This window comes from Candidatus Chlorobium masyuteum, from assembly GCF_011601315.1.
GTDB classification, from domain to species: domain Bacteria; phylum Bacteroidota; class Chlorobiia; order Chlorobiales; family Chlorobiaceae; genus Chlorobium; species Chlorobium masyuteum.
In genome coordinates this window covers 62,401-83,386 of record NZ_JAAORA010000007.1, presented here as the reverse complement: position 1 = coordinate 83,386, position 20,986 = coordinate 62,401, and the positions used below count along the sequence as shown (strand labels likewise).

At 50.5% G+C, this 20,986-nt stretch carries 12 protein-coding genes; 3 read left to right on the top strand and 9 right to left on the bottom strand.

All coding sequences use genetic code 11. The features are described from left to right. Positions 1-490 precede the first annotated feature (490 nt). Entirely contained in the window at positions 491-3,652 is a 3,162-nt protein-coding gene (locus tag G9409_RS10705; RefSeq protein WP_166808753.1) for a tetratricopeptide repeat protein, read from the top strand. Between the two features lie 68 nt (positions 3,653-3,720). Here G9409_RS10705 and trxA read toward each other — a convergent pair whose 3' ends face one another. The 4 genes from trxA to G9409_RS10685 all read right to left on the bottom strand — a co-directional run bounded on the left by trxA (position 3,721) and on the right by G9409_RS10685 (position 10,514). Further along, positions 3,721-4,050: a thioredoxin gene (gene trxA / locus G9409_RS10700; RefSeq protein WP_006365837.1), complete on the bottom strand. Its 330-nt coding sequence runs from the start codon at positions 4,048-4,050 to the stop codon at positions 3,721-3,723. Between the two features lie 93 nt (positions 4,051-4,143). Next, a complete protein-coding gene (locus tag G9409_RS10695) occupies positions 4,144-7,719 on the bottom strand; it encodes a DNA polymerase III subunit alpha (protein WP_166808752.1) in 3,576 nt (1,191 codons plus the stop codon). A 178-nt stretch (positions 7,720-7,897) separates the two neighbouring features. Further along, positions 7,898-10,261 carry a glycoside hydrolase family 65 protein gene (locus G9409_RS10690; protein WP_166808751.1) on the bottom strand — a complete coding sequence of 788 codons (2,364 nt, stop codon included), beginning with the start codon at positions 10,259-10,261 and terminating at the stop codon, positions 7,898-7,900. 43 nt (positions 10,262-10,304) lie between these two features. After that, entirely contained in the window at positions 10,305-10,514 is a 210-nt protein-coding gene (locus G9409_RS10685; RefSeq protein ID WP_166808750.1) for a hypothetical protein, read from the bottom strand. Positions 10,515-10,533: 19 nt separating this feature from the next. On the opposite strand from G9409_RS10685, the gene G9409_RS10680 reads away from it, so the two are divergent. Further along, entirely contained in the window at positions 10,534-11,736 is a 1,203-nt protein-coding gene (locus tag G9409_RS10680; RefSeq protein WP_166808749.1) for a leucine-rich repeat domain-containing protein, read from the top strand. 82 nt (positions 11,737-11,818) lie between these two features. On the opposite strand, the gene G9409_RS10675 is transcribed toward G9409_RS10680, so the two are convergent. From G9409_RS10675 to G9409_RS10665, 3 genes are all read right to left on the bottom strand, one after another. After that, the gene (locus G9409_RS10675; protein WP_166808748.1) at positions 11,819-13,756 is read right to left on the bottom strand and encodes a biotin/lipoyl-containing protein; all 1,938 of its coding nucleotides are present in this window, start codon (positions 13,754-13,756) and stop codon (positions 11,819-11,821) included. A gap of 131 nt (positions 13,757-13,887) precedes the next feature. Further along, positions 13,888-15,420 (bottom strand): fumarate hydratase, encoded by a 1,533-nt coding sequence (locus G9409_RS10670; RefSeq protein WP_166808747.1) that lies wholly within the window; start codon positions 15,418-15,420, stop codon positions 13,888-13,890. 135 nt (positions 15,421-15,555) lie between these two features. Continuing rightward, positions 15,556-16,020, bottom strand: coding sequence for a universal stress protein (locus tag G9409_RS10665; RefSeq protein WP_166808746.1), 465 nt, complete (start codon positions 16,018-16,020; stop codon positions 15,556-15,558). A 234-nt stretch (positions 16,021-16,254) separates the two neighbouring features. On the opposite strand from G9409_RS10665, the gene G9409_RS10660 reads away from it, so the two are divergent. Then, the gene (locus tag G9409_RS10660; protein ID WP_166808745.1) at positions 16,255-17,823 is read left to right on the top strand and encodes a bifunctional aminoglycoside phosphotransferase/ATP-binding protein; all 1,569 of its coding nucleotides are present in this window, start codon (positions 16,255-16,257) and stop codon (positions 17,821-17,823) included. A gap of 222 nt (positions 17,824-18,045) precedes the next feature. Here the strand turns inward: G9409_RS10660 and G9409_RS10655 are convergent, their stop codons facing one another. Beyond that, positions 18,046-18,921 carry a VIT1/CCC1 transporter family protein gene (locus G9409_RS10655; protein ID WP_166808744.1) on the bottom strand — a complete coding sequence of 292 codons (876 nt, stop codon included), beginning with the start codon at positions 18,919-18,921 and terminating at the stop codon, positions 18,046-18,048. A gap of 32 nt (positions 18,922-18,953) precedes the next feature. Further along, positions 18,954-20,846, bottom strand: coding sequence for a molecular chaperone HtpG (gene htpG / locus G9409_RS10650; RefSeq protein ID WP_166808743.1), 1,893 nt, complete (start codon positions 20,844-20,846; stop codon positions 18,954-18,956). Positions 20,847-20,986: the final 140 nt, after the last annotated feature.

The window sequence follows — 20,986 nt, the reverse complement described above, 5'->3', positions numbered from 1 at the left end:
AGTTACGTCCAGCCTCAGTTTTGATGTCATCATATCACTTACGACGATTGAACGGTGGTTCACTTGTGTTCGTCTTCCTTGGTTCACATCTGACATCTTTTGATGCCTTTTCTGTAACGCTCACGACAATAGCTTTTGACTACAGCCGCTTACAGTGGTTTGCAATCTGCTCCTGCAAGCCGATTGCGAGGGGCCTACCCTCATCTCTCGCGCCGCTTATCTGCGGCACACGGACGTAAGTGACAGAGGTAACAATACCCGAGTAAAACGTATTCCCCAAAACCTCCGGCTTAAACCTGCACAAACAATACGACCTTTCAAGAGTGCTGCTGCTGAGTGAATTCCCGTGATATGGTTCTTTTTTATCTCCAAACCGCTTATCTTTTCCCGTGAAGCTCTCACCTTGTAGGGTCAGGTATAACACTTTATCCTGTAAGCCGGAGGCTTTTTTTATGCGCAATCGATCAAGCCAGGCTAAATAATCATGTACATGCCCCGAACAAGTTCAAGCGATTCAGCGCAAGTAACCGCAAAATTCAAAAGTGCGTTATCATTTCATCAACAGGGAGAACTTGCTCAGGCAGAGGCGCTTTACGAGGAGATTCTGACAATACAGCCAAAGCAGGCTGACTCACTGCACATGCTTGGAGTTATTGCTTTTCAGAAAAAAGAGTACCGGAAAGCTGTTGACCTGTTCGGAAAAGCCATAGAGATCTATCCCCGCCATTCCGCCTTCTACAACAACAGAGGAAACGCACTCTATGAACTCAGGCAGCTGGATGCAGCGCTTGCAAGCTTTGACCAGGCCATTGCGCTCAAGCCGGACTTTGCCGATGCGTACGCAAATCAGGGCATGGTGCTCTATGATCAGGGAGAGTTCAAGACCGCTCTTGCAAGTTTTGATAAAGCTCTTGATCTCAAATATGACATTGCCAAAGCCTACTACTATAAAGGAAATATACTCCATCACCTCAATCAGTCTGGAGATGCTCTTTCGTGCTTTGATCAGGCCATTGCGCTCAAACCGGATTATGCTGAAGCTTACGCTAACCGGGGGCTTGTACTGAAAGATCGAAAAGAGCTGGATGCTGCGCTAACAAGCTTTGACTCTGCGATCAGACTCCAGCCTGACCTTGTTGCTCCCCGGGTTAACAAAGCAATAACCCTGCTCCTCAAGGGCAACTTCAAAGAGGGTTTCGAGCTTTTTGAGTATCGCTGGAAAAACGAGAAGTATCCATCCCCGAATCGCCACTTTTCGCAACCACTTTGGCTTGGAAAAGAGTCTCTGAAAGGAAAAACCATACTGCTCCACAGTGAACAGGGATTGGGCGATACCATCCAGTTCTCCCGGTACGCCAAATCCGTTGCTGATCTCGGGGCACGGGTCATCATGGATGTTCCTCTGTCGCTCATCGGTTTAATCAGGGAGATTGACGGGGTCTCCGAAACCGGCATACCCGGATCTCCATTACCACATTTCGACTTTCACTGTCCGTTGCCGAGCTTGCCTCTGGCATTCAGTACCGAGTTAGAGACCATTCCTTCCCCGCAACACTACCTGAAAAGCGATCCCGGCAAGGTAGCGCACTGGAATCTCAGGTTAGGGAACCAAACCAAACCCTGTATCGGTCTGGTTTGGAGTGGAAACACTGAACCTTACCAAAACCGGAGCATTCCCCTCTCATCACTATTGCAGTGTCTCCCATCAGGGTTTCACTATGTAAGTCTCCAAAAAGAGCTCAGAGAGCCTGACAGGGAAACACTGCTTGCTCATCCGGAGATAGTGCATTTTGGCGACGATCTGGTTGATTTCAGCGATACAGCGGCCCTCTGCGAGCTGATGGATATCATCATCAGTATTGACACCTGTGTGGCGCATCTGGCCGGTGCTTTGGGCAAAACGGTCTGGATAGTTCTGCCATTCGCTCCTGACTGGCGCTGGTTACTTGATCGACCGGACTCTCCATGGTATGATTCCGCAACGCTCTACAGACAGGATAGCACAGGAGATTGGGAGGGGGTATTGCAACAGCTCAACGCAGATCTGATCACCGCTTCTACCCGGCTTGCTTCATCGCGCCCCTCAAACGACCTCACGGATGCACAACTTGATCTAACATTCCGGCAGGCGTTAACGCTGCATCAGCAAGGCAAGGTCGCACAGGCAATGGTGCTTTACGAGCAGATTCTGGCAGTTTCACCAAAACACGTTGATGCACTTCACTTATCCGGGGTAGCAGCGCTCCAGTCAAGAGAGCATCAGAGAGCTGCGGATCTGATTGGCAGGGCTATTGTGCTCTCTCCGCATAACGCAACCTTTTACAGTAATCGCGGCATAGCGCTTAAAGAACTCGGGCTGCTGGATGCGGCTGTAGAGAGCTATAACCGTGCCATTGCACGTAAACCGGAGTACTCCGAAGCCTACTCGAATCGAGGTCTGGCTCTCCATGAACTGAAAAAGTTTGCGGATGCTCTTGCAAGCTTTGACAAAGCCATAACCCTCAAACCGTATTTTCCCGAAGCACTCTCCAATCGTGGCAATACCCTGCAGGAGCTCAACCGGTTCGAGGAGGCTCTCGACAGTTATGACTGGGCAATAGCCCTTAAAGCGGACTATGCTGAAGCGCTCTCGAATCGAGGCCTTGCCCTCCAGCAGCTCAACCGGTTCGACGAAGCGCTCATCAGTTTTGAGCTGGCGATTGCATTGAGAGCTGACTTTGCCGACGCATGGCTGAACAAGGCATTCGCCCTGCTCCTCAAGGGCAACTTCCAATCCGGCTGGGAGCTCTATGAGTGGCGCTGGCGGTATAGTAGATTCAGCTCCCCGAAACGCGACTTTGACCGGCCACTCTGGCTTGGAAAGGACTCTCTTGCAGGAAAAACCATTCTTTTGCACAGCGAACAGGGATTGGGCGATACCATTCAGTTCGCCCGTTACACCCGCCTGGTGGCTGAATCGGGGGCCCGTGTAATTCTGGAACTGCCTCAACCGCTCTACAGGTTACTCAACCATCTGGAGGGTGTTACGCAGGCCGTGCAACAGGGTGATTTGTTGCCCCGGTTTGATTATCACACTCCCCTGCTCAGCTTGCCGCTGGCCTTCAAAACAACGTTGGACACCATTCCCGATGCCGGCGGCTACATCAAAAATGATCCGCTTAAACTCAATTACTGGAGAGAGCGGCTCGGAGAGAAGAGCGCTCCCCGTGTCGGCCTGGTATGGAGCACTGCGGTGAAGCCTGACCACAACCGCAATATTGCGCTCTCCCTGCTGATTGAGCAGCTCCCTGGAGGCTTTCAGTATGTCAGCCTGCAAAAGGAGATAGAGGAGAGTGACAGGGATGCGCTCAACTCCTGCACCGATATCGTGCACCTTGGCGATGAGTTGAAGGATTTCAGCGATACGGCTGCACTCTCTGAACTTATGGATATCGTCATCACCATCGACACCAGTGTCGCCCATATAGCCGGCGCATTGGACAAAGCAGTCTGGATACTCCTGCCCTATACACCGAACTGGCGATGGCTGCTTGACAGAGCGGACTCTCCGTGGTACAATTCAGCCAGACTCTACCGCCAACAACGCTTTGGCGACTGGAAAAGCCTGCTCGAAAACGTCACGCTTGATCTGGTCACGGAATACGGGAAATAATTGCATAAAAAAAGCCTCTGTCCCGTTAGAGAGAGAGGCTTTCCTGTTCCCTTGAACTTCAGAGGAAATCAGACGAGCTGATCGTCTATTTTTTTGGCAATCTGGTTTTTCGGTACTGCTCCAAGCAACTGGTCAACAACCTGACCGTTCTTGAAGATCAAAAGGCTCGGGATGCTTCTGATGCCATATTTGGCAGCGGTGGCAGGGTTCTCATCAACATTGAGTTTTGCAATAACCGCCTTTCCCTCATAATCACCGGCAAGTTCTTCAATAACCGGGCCAAGCATCATGCATGGTCCGCACCATGCAGCCCAGAAATCAACAAGAGCCACTTTCGATGAATCAAGAATCTCGGCCTGGAAATTCTGGTCTGTTGCTACAAGATATTTTCCGCTCATTTTGTTTTATGTACCGGTTTGAATTAGTAATACTTGAAACGTTTCTGCAAGAGAGCCGATAAGTGATGAAAGTAATAAAAAAAACAAATTTCTCTACCCCGAAATCCTGACATTATCAGGTCCAAGTATCTTCTCAAGCTGTTCAATAGCGCTCTCGGAGGCCTCGACAGGGGTATTGCGGGCAAAAACCGTTATCATCTCAATATTATCTCCCGACTGCGCATTCACTTCGAATTCAACCGGAGTGCCCCCTTTATGTGCTTCAAATACTTTTTTTACTCCCGCAAGACGTTCAAGCTGAAGCTGGTCATCGGCATCAATTTTCAGAACAATTTTTTTAACAAGGGAGTTTCTCACCTTTTTAATCGGCACAATCTCCCTGACAAGCAGTTTGAGCATACCGCCGCTCACCTCTCCTTCGGCAATCAGCATCAGCACCTCTTCGGGTTTTATCAGATGCCCGTACTGCTCAAAAACGCTGGCAAAAACGGTAAAATCCGCCTTTCCGGTAAAGTCCTCAATGGTGCCGAACAGCATCTGTTTGCCTTTCCTGTCCTGATAGGGCTTTACCGATACAATGACACCGATAACCTTGTACTGCTTTGCCGCAATAATCTCCTTTGCATTGAGCTGAAGCGTCGTAAAAGCCTGCCAGTCGCGACGGTAGGGTGAAAGGGGATGATGGCTCAGATAAAATCCCACAAGTTTCTTTTCATGCAGCAGTTTTTCTGCTTCCGCCATCGGTTCGGCCTGATCCATATCAGGATAGTGCTCCTCTTCAAGCAGAGCACCCTCTTCAGCGGTAAAAAAGCCGCACTGGCCAAGCGTTACCGAACGGTTCTGCATCTGGCCGAACTTGATAGCCTTGTCAACATTGGCAATCAACCGTGCCCGATGCTGGTCAATCTCATCAAAGGCACCGGCAAGGATAAGGCACTCAAGAGCCTTGCGGTTCATGACCCGAAGATCGACCGAGGCTGCCAGGTCAAAGAGGTTCTGAAAGTCCCGCTTCCGGCGAAGCTTTGAGGTAACAACCGCCCGAGCGGCACCGCCGACCTGTTTGATGGCACTCAGCCCTACTCGAATGGAGCATGAGCGGCCATCGTCGGAATCTTCAACAGAAAACAGGGCATCACTTTTATTGATCGAAGGCGGCAGGGTCGAAATACCAAAACTCTTGGCCTCATCGGTCAGGTGTTTCATCCGCTCGGTATCGCCAATTTCGCTGTTCAGCACTGCGGTCATAAACTCAATGGTGTAGTGAGCTTTCAAGTACCCGGTCCAGTATGCCAGAACCCCGTAAGCCGCAGAGTGACTTTTATTGAATCCGTATCCGGCAAACTCGGCCATCAGCTCGAACACCCTTGTGGCCAGGGTATCATGCACACCTTGCGCAATCGCTCCCTGAACAAAATCCGCCTTGTACTTCTCCATGATCTCGGGCATCTTTTTCCCCATAGCCTTGCGGAGATTATCCGCCTTGGCCAGAGAGAATCCTCCCATCACCTGGGAGATCTGCATCACCTGCTCCTGGTAAACAATAACACCATAGGTCTCCTTGAGAATCTCTTCAAGCATCGGGTGCATGTAGTCAATCGCTTCGCGCCCATGCTTGCGGTCAACAAAAAGATCGACAGCATTACGCTTCTCATCGATCCGTGCGTTAAGTGCACCCGGCCGGTAGAGGGCACTCATGGCTATGATATCACCGATCTGGGTTGGCTGCAGTCGGGTCATATAGCTCTGCATTCCCGATGACTCAAACTGGAAAATGCCGGCCATCTTCCCTTCCTGGAAAATCTTGAACGTCTTGCGATCGTTCATGGGAACTTTCTCAAGCTCAATATCAAGATCGTAACGCCGCTTGATCATGCGAAGCGTTTCATCAATAACGGCAAGGGTTTCGAGGCCGAGATAGTCAATCTTGAGCAGTCCAGCCGTTTCGATCCAGTTCTTGTCGAACTGCGTAACGAGCTGCTTTTCGTCAACACCGTCGGAACCCTTCATGCTGCCAGGAGCGGGTTCGTCAAGATCAATCTCATCAGCGAATTTGCGAACCTCGGTTTCGATCTTGTTGGAAACATAGAGAGGAACCTGCTCTTCGAGAGGACCGGAAGTAATAACAACCGCCCCGGCATGCATGGAGACGTTGCGGGCTCTGCCCTCAAGAGCACGGGCATAGCGTACAAGCTCCCGGATTTCGGGTGAACTTTCAGAAAACTGCTTCAGCTCATTGCTTTCATGCAACGCCTTTTCAAGCGTAATGCCCGGCTTGGTCGGAACAAGTTTCGCCAGCTTGTCTACCAGTGGAAGCGGAACCTCCAGCACCCTGCCTGCATCACGTATCGCCGCTTTGGCTCCGAGCGTCCCGATCGCAATCACTTTGGCAACACTCTCGGTACCATATTTTTCAACGGTGTATTCAAGAACCTTCTGCTTGCCCACCGGAGTAAAGTCAATATCGATATCGGGCATCGACGAGCGTTCAGGATTCAGAAACCGCTCAAAAAGCAGCTTGTACCGAAGAGGATCAATCCTTGTAATACCGGTAAGGTAAGCCACAATACTTCCTGCAGCTGATCCGCGTCCTGGCCCTACCGAATAGCCGAGGGTACGGGAAGCTGCAATCAGGTCACTGACTATGAGAAAGTAGGAGCTGAACCCCATTTTCTCAATCACGCCAAGTTCAAGCTCTATGCGCGACTTCACCTCCTCCTTTGAAATACCTTCGGCTTCCGAATCAGCATATTTCTCCTTTGCACCCTCCCATGTCAGATGGCTGAGATAGGCAAACTCGTCATGAAACCCCTCCGGCAAAGGAAAATGCGGCAGCACCGGCTCTTTCTGGCAGAAGGTGTAGGTACACTTTTCTGCAATCAGCAGTGAGTTGCTTAGCTCACGATGCTCATCACTGAAAAGACGGCTCATCTCATCTGATGACTTCAGATAGTGATCAGAACCGGCCAGTGCCTGGAGGTTCTGACTGGAGAGCTTCTCCTTGGTTCGGTTGGCAACCATCGCCCGGTAACAGCCGGCATCCTTTCTTTCGAGATAGTGAACATTGTTGGTGGCAACAAGTTCAATCGATAATTTTTCAGCAAGCGCTATGGTGTCCCGGTTGAGCTTTTCATCAAACGGTGCCTGGTGTTGCTGCAATTCGAGATAGAAGTTATCACCGAAAATCTCCTGGTAGTAGGCTGCAAATGTTTCCGCTTCATCAATCGCACCGGCCAGCAGAGCTCGACCTATACGTCCCGAACTGTAAGCGGATAAACAGACCAGCCCGTCATGATACTGTTCAAGCAGACGGCTCTCAATATGCGGCATACCGTTGACAAAGCCGTCTTTTGCCGCCCGTGAGAGCAGAATACAGAGATTGCGATAGCCGGTATCGTTCTGGACAAGAAGCACAAGGGAGGGTGACGTGGGGGTGCGGCTGTGCTGGTGTGTATCGGATTCAAGCAGGAGGAGTTCACTGCCGATAATAAGCTTGATACCGGCATTTTTTGCTTCATAGAAAAGCTCCGGCATATTGAAAATAGCGCAATAATCAGTAACCGCGACACTCTTCATACCGAACCCTGACGCTGCGGAAAAAAGTTCACCCGGAAAAATCGGACTGCTCTGCATTGAATAGTGCGTATGAGCATGCAAATGAACAAAATCCATAACGATAAAAACCTTCAGGGTTTGATTGATAGCCAGGGAAAAGAGCGGACAGAGAGCTCCGCCTGCCGGGGAGCTTGTGAAGATGAAAATAGCAATTTTTTCGGTATCTCAGCCGCTCTCTCCTTCATCCTGCAGAGAGTCGACGGGTATAAACGATTCAGCGTGATCCACCGCTCTTTCAGGAAGAGCAATAAGGGAGCACGGTCAACCGGTTAACCTCTATTTTGTAGGTTTTCCTGTAGAGGCTCAAAGGGACTGTCGTCTCTTCTTCGGAACGGATCATGACCTCTACCCTGTCATGATAAACCGTAACGTCAACCGCCCGCTCTCCCCATCGTACATTAAACGAAAGGCTTTCCCATTTTTTCGGAAGCCACGGTTTGAGCACCAGGCGATCGGACTTTATCGAAAACCCTCCGAACCCGTAGATTGCCGTCTGCCAGGTACCACCAACCGCAGCAGCATGAATGCCGAGCGCACTGTTCTCATGGAGGTTTTCAAGATCGAAGAGAGCGGTCTTCATAAAATAGCTGTAAGCGCGTGTTCGCCTGCCGGTAGTAAGACCCATCATGGCATGAATACAGTGACTCAGAGAGGATTTATGCACGGTACGCCGCTCGTAATAGTCATAATTGGCCATTTTATCCTCATCGCTGAATGCATGAGGAAAGAGCAGCATCATGCTCATGACGTCAGCCTGCTTGATAAGTCTTGTTGACTGAATATTGCGGTAATGTACGCCCCGGGGAAGCACCGGATGACCCTTGCGGTCAAATGCGGTGATTACATAATCCCTGAGTGAAAAGTAACCATCAAACTGTTCATAGATCTTTGTTTCAGCGTTATAGGAGAGCTTGAGATTGCGGCTGATATCCATCCAGGAGTCCACCTCCTCACCCGCCAGCTCTATCTTCGACGAAATGTTCCTGAGCATCCCTGCGTCATTGCGTACCATATACTTGTAGAGCATCGCAGCAAGACGCAGATGCCATTTGACAATAAAATTGGTATAGGCATTGTTGTTGACATGCTCATGAAACTCATCAGGGCCTATAACACAGTGGATTTCATACTGCTCACCGATTTTCACAACACGCGAAGCCCAGAAACGGGCTGTCAGAAAAACCATTTCAAGCCCGTAATCGATCAGAAAACTTACATCGCCGGTGACCCGGAAATACTTTTCCACGCCGTATATGACGTCGGATACAATATGATCCTCCTCGGTACCGGTGTAGATGAGCCTGATGGTCTTCTCGAGCTTTGAGGCAAATCTCGGCGTAACATCCTCTCCGGTAACTGCCGACTCCCATGCATATTTAGCCCCTTTATAGCCCATTTTCCGGGCATTTTCCTTTGCTCCGCCAAGTGTATTGTAGCGGTAGAGAAGCATGTTCCGGGCAATTTCCGGGAAATTGTAAATAAAAAAAGGAAGAATGAATATTTCGGTATCCCAGAAAACATGTCCGAGATAGCCCTCGGAACTGAGAAATTTTGCCCCGATACCGGCCGGGCGAACCGGGCCGTTGATAAGCAGTTGATAGATATTGTAGCGCAATGCATGCTGAGCCTCATCGTCACCCCTGATAACGATATCAGCCTGCTTCCACTTCTCACTCCATGCCGTAAGATGTGCCGTTATTTCACGCTCGGCACCACTGCGGACAAACGCTTTAAGCTTGCAGATCGAACCTTTGAACATCTCATCCGGCTTTATCTCCCTGCTCGTGGTAACAACCGCCAGCTTTTCAAAGATATAGCTCTCCCCTTTTTTTGCCTCGATAGTGATTTCGCTGGTAAACTTCTCTCCGTAAATTCTCGGCTCCCACTTCAGGTAGTGGAAAGAGGGCGAAACCAGACGCCATGAAGCCGCCTCCGAAATCCGTATACCCCGCTCACGGGTTTTCATCTCCAGATACATAAAAACCCTGCCCCGCTCAATTCTTTCAAGTTGAAGATGCTTGAGCATTTCGCGAGGGAAAAAACCCCTGTTGCAGACATCTCCGTTCAGGCCGGTCAGCACCCGGATCGGTCCGGAAAAATTACGGGGAGTAATTTTGACCTGCATATATCCCAGATGCAGGTCATGCATAAAGACAAGGCGAACAGTTTCGAGGGTGATGACCTTTCCGGCAGGATCCCTGAAGGTGGTAATGCGGTGCAGTGTCCCTTTTTTCAAATCAAGAATCTGCTCGTGATGCAGAGCCTTGCAGCTTGAAAGACAGAATTTCTGACCCTCGACCCATATTGACAGATCGGTCCACATCGGACATTTGACCAGCTCTTCAACATCGGCCTCCGATTTATCGTAGATGCCATTCAGATACATTCCGCCGGAGTGTCCCGGCGGAAGCTCCTCAAGACTTCCCCTGATATTGAGATAACCGTTTCCAATGGTCAGAAGGGTCTCGTTGACCTGGATACTTTTTTCGGATTTCCGAAACCCTTTTCGCCTCAACAGCCACTCCTCACCCGAAAGCGTGAGCAGCTTGTCCGGTATCGTTCCGGCAACGTTTCCCGGCGTTAACGCAGGGTTATCCATAAAAGGCTCCTCTCGGTAGATATCCTTTATTGAGGACTATACATCACTGAACACCGGCCCAGTTTTCGCCAATAAACAGATTTGCTTTAACAAACAAAGAACACCGGTTACTGGCAATTAGTTTATTCATCGTCAGGCCGGTAAGGTAAGGTGAAATAAAGCGTAAAATACCTGCATGAATTTTCTCATCCTGTATGGCGGTAACGCTTTTTTTCTTATTATTTAATAATATTCCACCCTTTCTCTTAATCAACGCAAGATGCCGTATAATTTTGGAGCAAAACACCTATAATCAGTGCCCGGTTTGCAGTTATCCGCTCACAGTGCAAAGTGCAGTATGTCCCCGATGCGGAAATGACATACTTGAAGATATCACCTCACTTGACGAGCAATCACAGGAACTTCACCGTCAGCATACAGAGGAGAAAAAGGCTGAATGGTATACCCGTTGCCTTACCGAAAAACTCAATTGCAGTCCAAACCATCCAGCTGGTCCGCCGGTTGAACAGCCTCCAAAGGATAATGGACGGCATCTGTATTGCCAGTCTGATGAGATTGAATACCTTCGCACAATCTCAAGGGCAGAGCTGCTCCGTGAGAGCAGTGCTCGTAAAAAGTGGTGGCAGACCATGACTGATGAGTGGAAAGAGATCATCAAAACCACTCTGAAAGTTGTCCGAGAACCTTCCGATCAGGAGCTGCTTGATTTTCTTGAAACCACACACCTTCGCTGTGACAACCGGAGAATTCACGACCTCCTGCCTGTCAGGATGCTTGAAAAACTTCAGCAGCTCCGCTGCGATGAGTCACCTGTTTCAGATCTTGAACCGCTGGCTCATCTTGAGAAACTGCAGCGCCTCTATGCTTTCGACTGCGACTTCTCGTCACTTGATCCCCTGCGCAACCTGACAAGCCTCAAACTGCTCTGGATTTCAAGCACACAGATCACGACACTTGAACCGGTCAGCAAGCTCTCCAATCTTGAAGAGCTCTACTGTTCCGAAACACCGATCAATGACCTTTCGCCTCTGAAAAAGCTTTTCAAGCTTGAAAAGCTGAGCTGTTACAAAACCGGGATCTCCTCCCTTGCCCCGCTCAGACATCTTGAAAATCTCATCGAACTTGGCATCAACAGCTCCTACGTTACCGACCTGTCGCCACTCTCCGGACTCAGCAACCTCGAATATCTCCGCTGTAACAAAACAGCCATCGAAAATATCGAGCCGCTGCGTTCACTTGCCGGTCTACGTGAACTGAGCCTGGCAAACACCCATGTCATGACCATCGAAGCGCTTGAAGAGCTTACCTACCTTGAGGAGCTTGACATCTCAAACACGCTCGTCTCGTCCATCGACCCTCTGATGCAGCTTCAGAACCTTGAAAAAATAGAGCTTTCGCCCGGCAACATCCCCCGTGACGAACTCGAACGCTTCATAGAGCTCCACCCCGAGTGTGAAGTAATTCTCAGAAAGTAACGCATGACCCCTCTCCCCTTGTAACGACAAAACCCCCGATCTCTGGGGGTTTTGTCGTCTGCGCAGTAGATTTATATTGAGGCTATCCGATGGTCATCATGATCTCCCCCATGCCAATGGTATCACCCTTGGCGACCGTAATGGAGAGAATTTTCCCTGCACAGGGGGCCTTGACCGGATTTTCCATTTTCATGGCTTCAAGGACGGCCACCTCTTCGCCCTCCTTCACATCATCGCCAACCTTGACGGAAATCGAGAAGACGTTGCCGGGCATGACTGCAAGTACCGGAGTGCCAGCGGCTACTGCCGGAGCGGCGGCTGGTGCCGGTGCAGAAACAGCGGGTTGCGTTGATGCTCCCTGGGGGTTGATGGATGAACCTTCGGCAAAGGTCACATTAAACGGTGATCCATCAACATAGACGGTAAAGTTACCGGCCATGGAGATCACCTTTGGCACAGCGGATGCTGCCGGAACCGTCTCTGTCGGGGCGGGTTTTGAGAAGAGCTCCTCAAGGCGGTGGGTAACCTCCTTCTGATGGATATCGTGCTTGTGCGCTTCGTGGTATGCGGCAACCACCTCAGCTTTGGTTTTTGCCTTGATTTCAACTGCAATATCAGCCTTGTAGCGAATACCGGTTGAGCAATCACCCTGAAGGAAGGCAATACCCTTGGCTCCGCAGGTCGCGGCGATAAAAATGTTCTCGTCAGTTTGCGGAATATGGGCTTTCTGAAGCAGCGAACGGTTATACTCGATGCCAAGCTCCGGGTTGCGGTCGTTGATGTCGTGCACATCCTCCGTTGTCGGCTCAAGACCGAGCTGTTCGGAGGCAAGCCTGACCACTTCGGGATCAGGGGCAGACGGGGTGCGGCCAAAGTAGCCGAGCACCATCTTGCCATATCCGTCGGTGATCTTTTTCCAGTCACCCTGAATGGTATTGGCAAATGCCTGCTGAACATAGAACTGTGAAACCGGAGTTACCGATGCGCCGAAACCGCCTTTGACAACCACTTCGCGCATGTTCTTGATCACATCCGGAAGCAGGTGAAGCGTGTTGTTGTCGCGCATCATCTGGGTGTTTGCCGTAAGGGCACCGCCGGGCATGGGTGAAAAGGAGATCACGGGATTGACCGCCGTTGCTTCGGGCGGCATATAGTATTTGTACATCTGATCGATAAAGAGCGCCTCGACCTCAAGATATTTTTCATGATCGATGTCAAGGGTATATTCGGTACCGCGAAGCCGCTGCCACATGGTGAGAATATCAACCTCCGCTGTTCCTCCGCTCACCGGAGCCATGGAGAGGTCTATAATGTCGGCTCCGCCGGTGATGGCGGCAAAGTTGCAGGCCACGCCCATTCCTGCCGTATCGTGGGTATGAAACTGGATGATGGTCCCTTCTGGCAGCAACTTGCGAGCCCCCTTGATGGTCTCGTGAACAACAGCAGGCGTTGTGGTACCGGAAGCATCCTTGAAGGCAACACTGTCGTAGGGAATATCGGCATCAAGAATCTCCTTCAGCTTGTCGAGATAGAACTGGGGGGTGTGACAATAGGTCTCGTTCAGACCAGGAGGAAGTCCCATCATGGCCACAACAACCTGATGCTTCAGCCCGGCATCATGGATACACTGGCCGGAGTAGGCGAGGTTGCGGATATCCATCAGCGCATCGAAATTGCGGATGGTGGTTATGCCGTGCTTCTTGAAAAGTTTGGCATGCAGGTCGATAATATCGCGTGACTGTGAGACCAGACCGACAACATTGGCTCCGCGTGAAAGGGTCTGAAGATTGATATCCGGCCCGACAATCTCCCGGGCGGCATCCATCATGGTAAAGGCATCCTCTTCACAGTAGAAGTAAAGGCTCTGAAAACGGGCACCGCCACCTATTTCAAAGTTATCGGTTCCGGCATGAACGGCGGCTTCCAGTGCAGGCAGAAAATCCTCGGTCTTGACCCTTGCACCAAAACATGACTGAAACCCGTCACGAAAGGAGACGTCCATAAACCTTATTTTTTTCATATACTCCGTCCTCTCAGTTAAATTCTTCAATTATTGGTAATGCCCTGGTAATCCTCACCTCCGGACAGGCAGGAGAGAAACTCCACGGTTAAAACGTTTCTTAAACAGCCATGCCGCAATTGCCGGAGAGCTCAGTGACTCTCTGTGGCAAATTTGCCGAGGCGACGCAGCGACTCCTCATCAATCTTGCTGTGCAGGCTGTTACCGTGCGAATCCATGGTCACAATAGCCGGAAAGGCATTTACCTGCAAGTGCCACATCGCTTCAGGCACGCCCATCTCCTCAAGAAAATCAACACCGGTAACTTTTTCAATACATCGGGCATAGTACTGGGCCGCGCCACCGATCGCGTTCAGATAGACTGCGCCATGATCCTGCAACCCCTTGAGGGTTTTCGGACCCATACCCCCTTTACCGATGATCGCCCTCAAACCGAGCTTCTTGATCACATCCGCCTGATATGGCTCCTCACGGCTTGAGGTGGTCGGCCCCGCAGCCGTAACACGGTAGCTGCCGTCTGCATTTTTCAGCACAACCGGACCGCAGTGAAAGAGCACTCCCCCATTGGTGTCAAGATGTTCGGGAAGGTCGTGATGCATGATATAGTGATGGAAAGCATCGCGGCCTGTATGCATTTCACCGTTGATGAGCACCATATCGCCGACCTTGAGGCTGCGGATCTGCTCTTCGGATACCGGAGCTTGGAGAACAACCTCCTTACCGGTGAGAGGAATACCTTCACCCCTTGCCATCCGTTTGATCTCATCGCTGTCACGATACTGCCAGTGGACAATAGAGCCGTTTTCAGGGTCAAGCAGTACACCAAGGCGGCGGTATGCCCAGCAGTTATAGGCCACCGAAACATAAAAACTTGCAGGAACCCGGTGTGACTTGCCGATTTTACAGCCAAGCAGCGTGGTCTTGCCGCCGAACCCCATGGGGCCGATCTCCATCGTATTGGCTTTCCGGAGAATATCCTGCTCAAGCAGGTCGAGCTCACTGTCTGGGTTACGATCGTCAATGCGGCGAAAGAGCTGCTTCTTGGCAAGCTCAAAGCCGCTGGTACGGTCACCTCCAATGCCTACGCCAATAAACCCAGGGCTGCACCCCTGCCCCTGCGCCTGATAAACCGCATGCAGCAGACATTTGCGTACACCCTCCAGATCACGTGACGCACTCCCCAGTCCGGGGATCTCCATCGGCAGCGAATACTGAATATTTTTGTTCTCACACCCACCACCCTTGAGAATCAGCTTTACCTCTATCTCACTCTTCTCCCATGGTTCAAAATGGATCACCGGAAAATGGTCACCGAGATTATTGCCGGAGTTTTTTCCCGTAAAGGCATCCACCGCATTCGGGCGAAGCTTGCCGGATCTGGACGCTTCAGCGATGGCCTCCTCTATCTCCTTTTTCATCTGAAGCTGATCAACACCGCGAGGAGTATGAATAAAAAAGGTCGGCATACCGGTATCCTGGCATATCGGCGAAATATTGTCAACAGCCATATCGATGTTAACCGATATGGTAGACATGGCAAGACCGGCCTGGGAGCTTGGGTCTTCCTGATCAATTGCTCTTGAAATTGCACAACGCACGTCACTCGGCAGATTTGCCGAAGTTTCAGTAACAAGGGTAAGTATGGACTCCCTGAAGTTTTTCATAGACTATTATAAAGCTATTATTTACAAGAATTTATAGTGAAACATATACCTCAGCCCCCGACTCGTCGGGAATACAACTATTGCGACCGTAACAGGTCAGGGATGAAGAAGAGAGATGCGATATTCAGATGTACATCACTCGACAACAACTTTGTCTGCAGCACTCTTTTTAACCAGGAGAACAGGAATATCAGAGGAACGGAAAACATCTTCAGCAACACTGCCCATCATCAGCCGTTGCAGACCGCTTCGGCCATGGGAGCCCATAATAATGAGATCAGCACCCCAGAGGCGGGCCTGTTCACTGATCACTTTGGATGCCTCTCCCCTGAGAATGCGTATATCGGCACTCAATCCCTTTTTTATCTCCGCCATCAGTAGCGTTGAAATATTTTCAGGGATAGCATCATCCTCTTCCGGTATAAGGCACTCCGGCGCATCACCTTCCGGCACCTTCACGCAGGGAGCCTGCGGAGTGACGATATGCAGAATCCTGACATGAGCACCAACCTGCCGGGCAAATTCAATTGCGTAGCGAACAGCATTGTCAGAAGTGGCAGAATAATCGGCCGGGCAGAGTATCTTGGAGAGATGGATCATAAACGTAAGGTTAACCCGCGATGATAAGATGCCAAATATCCTTTCCGCAAAATTTTAATGTACATTTTTTTTCTTAATCCATGAGCATCTTCAGCCACAAGAGATGTATACCGGGCAGCTTCCGGTCATTGATTATTCAGGTCAATCAGCCTGCTCACCTTTTCTGTCAACGGGGCTATATTGCATGGAGCGACTCTTTACGACTTTCGAGGCAAATATTAAAATCCACCCCTTATGGAACCGCTGAGAGAAGCACTTTCACACCCCGCAGCATACCGCCATGATACCGGTACCATCGAGGTTGTTGAAACCCATATCTCCTGGATTTTCATCACCCGCGACTTCGCCTACAAGGTAAAAAAGCCGCTCGATCTCGGATTTCTTGATTTCTCCACCCTCGAAAAACGCCTTCACTGCTGCCGTGAGGAGCTGCGGCTCAACCGGAGGCTCTGTCCTGAAATTTACCTTTCTGTAGTGCCGATTATCCGCCATGGAGAGCAGCTGCTGCTTGATGAAGATGGAAAAAGTGAAGGCGATATTATCGACTACGCTGTCAAAATGGTACGCTTTGACCGTACCATGGAGCTCGACCGGATGATGGCTGCCGGAAAACTTCGCGGTGAGCATATTGACACACTCTCGCTCCTGATTGCCCGTTTCCACGAGGCTCTCGCTCCCGCTCCGCCCGAAAGCGGATTCGGACTGCCGGAGAATGTGATCAAACCGGTGCTCAACAATTTTCTGCATATGGAGCCGGTGCTCGATATAACCGGGGAAAAAGAGCGGATTGACGCCCTCAAGGCATGGAGCCTTCAGGAGCATCAAGCGCGCCATCAACTCTTTCTGAATCGAAAGCGTAACGGTTCAATCCGCCAGTGCCATGGCGACATGCATACCGGAAACATGGTGCTCTGGCGTGAGCAGATCCTTATTTTTGACTGCATCGAGTTCAGCGACATGCTCAGTATCATTGATGTCATCAGTGATCTCGCCTTTCTCTTTATGGATCTTGAGCATGCCGGACTTATTGCTCTTGCGTGGCGCCTCCTGAACGGCTATCTGGCAGAAACCGGCGATTACGGCGCCCTGCCGCTGCTGCGCTTTTACGCCATGTACCGGGCAATGGTGAGGGCAAAAGTAACGGCAATCCGTTACAGCCAGACAACCGAGCCTGCCGCTGCGGCAAAGAGCCTCGAAGAGCACCGTTCATACCTTGAGCTTGCGGAAACGTATACCCGGAAAAAGAGCCCCCTGCTCTGCATAACATTCGGGGTATCCGGCAGCGGAAAAAGCCATCTCCTCACCGCTCTCGCTCCGGAAATCCCGGCAATCCATCTGCGTTCGGATGTTGAACGAAAAAGGATTGCCGGCCTCAAGCCGCTTCAGAGAAGCAAACAGGAGGGTACTCTGTCAATCTACACCGATGAGATCAGCCGGGCAACCTACACGCGCCTCTTTGAACTTGCGGAACTCTGCATCAGTGAAGGTATTGCGGTTGTGGTGGATGCCACCTTCCTGAAGAGAGAACGACGCAAGGTGTTCATGGAACTTGCAGCTCTTCGAAACACACCGTTCAGGATTCTTCATGTTCATGCTCCGGAAATGCTGCTCTTTGATCGGGTGCAAAAACGATTCCGTGAAGGGAGTGATGCCTCTGAAGCAGACAGTGCTGTACTCAAGGCACAGCTTGCATCAATGGAGCCGCTCAGTGCAGAGGAAGAGGCCGTAAGCATATCGATAGATACCTCTCAGGAGATCGATACAGGAGCCATTGCCGAGCAGTTGCGATTGCTGAGAAGCTGAATAGATGATATGAGGGTGTAATCTGTACTTTATCACTCATGTCATCTCGACCGCAGGGAGAGATCTCTCGCCCCCGGGAGATCCCTCATCTATTATTCAGGAGGGATTCGGGATGACAAAATGTCACATGGCAGATGCATTTGGCTGAATGCAAAAAGCCGCAGCACAAAAAAGCATTGTGCTGCGGCATGGAAAACAGAGTGAGCGGGAAGTGACCGGTCGTTAGATGACAACCCCGAATGCGTACCGTATCGCATACCCTGCAAGGAAACTCAGTGCGGCCACGCTGAAACTCAACCCGATCATCTCAAGGAAACGGCTCTTGAACGGCTCATCACGCACCACGGAGATATAGTAGTTGAAAAACCCGATGATGCAGATTGCCGCAAAAAATGCCAGCCCGAGGCAGATATACAGGTCCTCAAGGAAGAGATAGGGCAGAATCAGCAGAAGCACCGTAATGATATAGGCAATACCGGTATAGAAGGCGGCAAGAAAAGGATTTTTTCCGCCCGGATCCGACTTGGTTGCCAGATACCCGGATGCAGCCATGGAGAGGGCTGCGGCAAAGCCGGTAATGGCTGCCGTCAACGCAACAAGTGTGGTATTCTGCAGGGCAAAAGTCAAACCGGCCAGCACACCCATCAGCTCAACCAGGGCATCATTAAGACCAAAAACAATCGCACCGGTATATTTGAGGCGATCTTCATCAAGAAGAGCAATAAGCGCCTGTTCATGCTCCTCCTCGTCACGGACAATACCGTTGATCTCCTTGAATGAACCCGGAATCCGGCTGTAGGTGTCATGCGCCCGGTGCTCCCCCTTCTCCATCAGTTTAAGGCCGAAGGTGAAACCGAAGAGCATGCTGACAAACGAGTAGAACCACACCTTGAAGCGTCCGGGAGCAATCTCTCTGCCGGTATAGCTCTTCCATACATTGTAGTGGCGCATCTCATCGTCGGCAATCTGGCAAAGGATGCGCCGGTTCTTCACCCCGCCCACCTTGTCGGAAAGATTCTTGTAGATGTAGTGCTCGGTTATCTCGTTTTTCTGAAAAACCGCAGCGGCCCTTGCCTCGAACTCCCTTCCTTTTTTCACAGAGTAACTTGTTAAAAAGTTTGTAATTCCTCTTACCTTGAGAGCGTTGCCGCCTCTATAAGCTCATTCATTCTCGATAAAAAGTCTGTTGTCGAGTCAAGACTTCCCTCAACAAGCAAGGCTCCTTCATAAAGCTGTCGAATTGCCGTTTTGATCAGCGGATTCCCGGCGTTTGCAATAATCATACCGGCAATATTGCGAATAATGGGATGTGCAGTATTGACCTCAAGAATCCTCTTACCGGCAGGCATGTTTATCCCGCCCTGCATCATCTTCATCATCTTCTCCATCTGGCTGTCAAGCCCGTCCTTTCCGCTAACCAGCGTAACCGGAGAGCTGACCAGACGGTGAGATTCGATTACATCCTCGACACTCTCACCAAGCGTATCACGGAAGAGCTGGAGCACCGGCGCAAGCAGATTTTCGGCAAGCGGTTCTTTGTCATCCTTCTTCTCTTTTGAAAAGTCAATATCGGCTTTTTCGAGCGATTTCAGGGGCTTTTTGTCATACTCATGAATTGAGGGAATAACAAAAACGTCAACCGGATCGGTGAGCAGCAGCACCTCTATCCCCTTCTCCTGGAAGTACTCAAGATTAGGGTGGGCAAGCAGTTGACTGCGGCTCGCCCCGGAAAGGTAGTAGATCTCTTTCTGTTCGCTGCCCATTCTTTCCGTGTACTCCTTGAGGGTCACGTAGGCATCATCAGCGGTTTTTGTACTCTCGAATCGCAGCAGCTCAATAAGTTTATCGCGATTGGTAAAGTCCGTATTCAAACCGATTTTAATAATCGGGCCGAACGCCTTGTAGAAGGTTCTGAACTTTTCAGGCTGCTCCTGGGCCAGAGTTTCAAACCATCCAAGAATCTTGCTGGTAAGAATCTGCCGGATTTTCGACATCACCGGGCTTGACTGCACAACCTCCCTTGAAACGTTGAGTGAAAGATCTTCGGTATCAACCACGCCTGAAATAAAGCGAAGGTACTCAGGAAGAAGATCGCGGCACTCATTCTGGATAAGCACCTTTTTCACATAGAGCTGCGGGCCACGATTCTCAAGCTCACCCTGACGGTAGAGCAGCTCGGGAGGTGCCTCGGAGGGCAGAAAGAGCAGCGCCTTGAAACTGACCATCCCTTCAACCGAGATCGGCAGGTAATCAAGCGGATCCTTGTAGTCATTGGCGATGAACTTGTAGAACTCGTTGACCTCTTCATCCTTCAGCTCATTTTTTGAACGCTGCCAGAGGGCGGTAATGCTGTTCAGCTGCTTGTCAGCCAGATAGATCGGGAAATCAACAAAGTTGGAGTACTTTTTGACAATCTGCTCAACACGGTACTCCTCGGCAAACTCCTTGTAATCCTCTTTCAGCTTGAAGGAGATTTTTGTGCCCCGCTGAGCCCTCTCAATTTTTTCAATCGTATAGGTTCCCTGCCCGCTTGAACGCCACCGGTAGGCTTGCGAATCAGGCCTTGCACTGCGGGTTTCAACCGTTACCTCTTCGGTTACCATAAATACCGAGTAGAACCCTACACCGAACTGGCCGATAAGATTGCCGTCAAGCTCTTTCTGCTGCTCTTTGAGCGACTGCATAAAACCGAGCGTGCCCGACTTGGCTACCGTACCGAGATTGGCAATCAGCTCCTCCTCCGTCATGCCGACACCGCTGTCTTCAATGGCGAAGGTCAGCTCTTTGGAATCGATGGAAAGACGGATGGCGAGCTCAGACTCCTTGTCAAGAATGTCCTGATCGGTCAGGGCATTGAAACGCACCTTGCTCAGGGCGTCGGAACCATTGGAGATCAGCTCCCGGAGAAAAATTTCAGGGTGGGTATAGAGTGAGTGGACAATAAGATCCAGAAGCTGCTTCATCTCAGCCTTGTATTCAAACTCCTGTACAGGTGCGGTATCGTTTTTGCTCTTCTTGCTCATGATTGCTTTACGTTGTTTTTTTGACTTGTGTTCCGGAAATCCCGGATAGATGTTCTCATATTTCAGTGTCGCACGGCAGCAGAACTGCACAATCCCCGGCTGAAAAAACAGGCCGGATAAACGACGGGTAAATTTAAGGG

What these genes read in the sequence shown, in the direction of transcription:
- G9409_RS10705 (WP_166808753.1), top strand. Translation starts at nt 491, where the DNA reads ATGCCCCGAACAAGTTCAAGCGATTCAGCGCAAGTAACCGCAAAATTC.
- trxA (WP_006365837.1), bottom strand. Translation starts at nt 4,050, where the DNA reads ATGAGCGGAAAATATCTTGTAGCAACAGACCAGAATTTCCAGGCCGAG.
- G9409_RS10695 (WP_166808752.1), bottom strand. Translation starts at nt 7,719, where the DNA reads ATGGATTTTGTTCATTTGCATGCTCATACGCACTATTCAATGCAGAGC.
- G9409_RS10690 (WP_166808751.1), bottom strand. Translation starts at nt 10,261, where the DNA reads ATGGATAACCCTGCGTTAACGCCGGGAAACGTTGCCGGAACGATACCG.
- G9409_RS10675 (WP_166808748.1), bottom strand. Translation starts at nt 13,756, where the DNA reads ATGAAAAAAATAAGGTTTATGGACGTCTCCTTTCGTGACGGGTTTCAG.
- G9409_RS10670 (WP_166808747.1), bottom strand. Translation starts at nt 15,420, where the DNA reads ATGAAAAACTTCAGGGAGTCCATACTTACCCTTGTTACTGAAACTTCG.
- G9409_RS10665 (WP_166808746.1), bottom strand. Translation starts at nt 16,020, where the DNA reads ATGATCCATCTCTCCAAGATACTCTGCCCGGCCGATTATTCTGCCACT.
- G9409_RS10660 (WP_166808745.1), top strand. Translation starts at nt 16,255, where the DNA reads ATGGAACCGCTGAGAGAAGCACTTTCACACCCCGCAGCATACCGCCAT.
- htpG (WP_166808743.1), bottom strand. Translation starts at nt 20,846, where the DNA reads ATGAGCAAGAAGAGCAAAAACGATACCGCACCTGTACAGGAGTTTGAA.